Source organism: Mesorhizobium sp. CA10 (genome assembly GCF_020165285.1).
Classification (GTDB): domain Bacteria; phylum Pseudomonadota; class Alphaproteobacteria; order Rhizobiales; family Rhizobiaceae; genus Mesorhizobium.
The window spans coordinates 1-1,937 of the sequence record NZ_JAIUHV010000033.1; the positions used below are offsets into that span (position 1 = coordinate 1).

Below are 1,937 nucleotides of genomic sequence, written 5' to 3' on the forward strand. Positions count from 1 at the left end.
AACAGAGGGCAGACCTAGAAGCAAACTTCTTCGTCGCCAGCGGCGCACCGCCCTCGTTCGTGGGCCGTATATAGTCGCCGCCCGACCGAACTGTCAACAGCCTAGATCGCTCTTTTTTCGATTTCTCGCGAGGATATCCAAGAAGGCAAAATTTGTGAGCTGGCTTGGTTGAATTTTGGCCGGCGCTTCCGTTGCGGCGATACCCGTCACAACCGCTTCGCCGGGTGAATGCGGTCGCCCTAAAGCAGCCACCAGCACTTAGCCGAATGTCGATCGTCGCAGCCTTTTGACCTGCGGTTCGGAGCCTTTCTTCCAGCGACTCGGGCGTGATATTCCGGCCCGCGTAGAAGATGCCCAGATCAGCACGAACTCGCCGTCGACAGCGAAAACGATACTGACCGCGCGACGATCCGCAGCCCCCCGGCATGATCTCCATCCGCTCGGCCGCGCTGTGGAAATGTCGACGAGCCAAGGCAGAGATCGCGGATGCCCACAACAAAATCCCAGGCAATCGCCGGCGACGCACGCTCGGGCTATATCGTCATAGAGTTGCTCGAGTTCGGCTTCCGCTTTCGGATGGAAGACAATCCGGCACTCCATTTCCTACTTGGCTTTCGCCTGCCGTGCGCGACGACGGAGATCCAGCCGGGAAAACACCGTTTCGGCGGGAATAGCTTTTGCCGGATCCTGCCGGAACTCGGCCACGCGCGAGGGGATTTCCTCACGCAGCCACTTCTCACGCTCCGCCTCAAAATCCTCGAGCATGCGCAGCCCGGCGCGGACAACCTTGCTGGCATTGTTGTAGCGGCCCGATTCGAGCTGCTTTCTGATGAAGCGCTCATAGTGCTCGTTCAAAGCGTAGTTGGGCATGGAGGCGTCCTCCGGAATGTGGGGGCGGGTGGCGGGGATATCAATAGATAGCAACAATTGGCAGTGGGTTGATTCGATTCCAATTCACCGTCGCGATTCGGTGAAGGCCCAACAGTACCCGAATCGGCAGAGATCAAAATTTCGGGTCGATACGCCGGCGCCGATCGAGGATCGCTAGGCGGCCGATTCCACGACCTCTGCGCCATTTTCGAGGCAGCTGAGACGCGGGAGCCGGCTGAGTTTAAAACTCAACCGGCTAATATTATTTCGTGCCTGGTTGCACGCCGATCCCTGAGTGCGCTGCCACGCTCACTTTGACGTCCTCGTCGCCCGCGGTTCATGATTCCAGCTAGCGAGCAGCGCCATGACGAGCGCGCCGATGCGGGTCGATGTTGGTTGAATGATTCGGTCTGGTGAGAGCCCTGACCTTCGTGTCCGTCCTGCGATCACAAACGCAAACGGCCCGCGAGGAGCGGGCCGTTTTTTGTTTGGTTGCGGGGACCCGCAACCCCTTTTGTCATAACATCCTCGGACCTTTGATTTTGGTCGGGTTTGGCGAATTCAAGGATGCCGAACAGCTCGCCGCGTAGCTCGGCATGCACCTCGCCGCGCTTGTCGCCGGGCGTGAGCACGATCTCTCCGATCAACGAGCGCAATGCCTCGGCGGCGGGACGTCCGTCCTCGTGGTCGGCAAGTGCTTGCGTGAGCTGCTCGACCCGCTTGCGGTAGAGAGTGGCGATGTTGGGATGCAGGTCGGGCAGGTCAGTGGGCGCCAGAGCCAGACGCGCGGTGATCTCCGCCTTCTGCCTCTCCAGGTCTTCCATTCTCGCTTTCATCGACGGCTGGTAAAGGCCGTCCTCGATCGCGGCCATGATGCCGGCGATGGCGCGCTCGACCTTGTCGAGCGCCTTGCGGTCCTGTTCGCCTTGCGCGCGACGCTCCTGGTTAAGGCGGTTGGTTTCCTGGACATAGGCTCTGATCGCCTCGGCGACGGCATCGGCCGAGACGAGCCTTTCCTTCAGGCCTGCGAGGACGCGCCGTTCGATCTTCTCGCGGGTGATGGTGCG

1 protein-coding gene and 1 pseudogene are annotated in these 1,937 nt (G+C 60.5%); both read right to left on the reverse strand.

Translation table 11 applies throughout. The features are described from left to right. Window positions 1-603: 603 nt before the first annotated feature. Window positions 604-870, reverse strand: coding sequence for a type II toxin-antitoxin system ParD family antitoxin (locus LB535_RS28765; RefSeq protein WP_224634580.1), 267 nt, complete (start codon window positions 868-870; stop codon window positions 604-606). Window positions 871-1,316: 446 nt separating this feature from the next. Continuing rightward, window positions 1,317-1,937, reverse strand: a pseudogene (locus tag LB535_RS28770) (recombinase family protein); the annotation flags it as partial.

Excerpts from the sequence above, each read along its gene's own strand:
- LB535_RS28765 (WP_224634580.1), bottom strand. The coding sequence starts at position 870 with ATGCCCAACTACGCTTTGAACGAGCACTATGAGCGCTTCATCAGAAAG.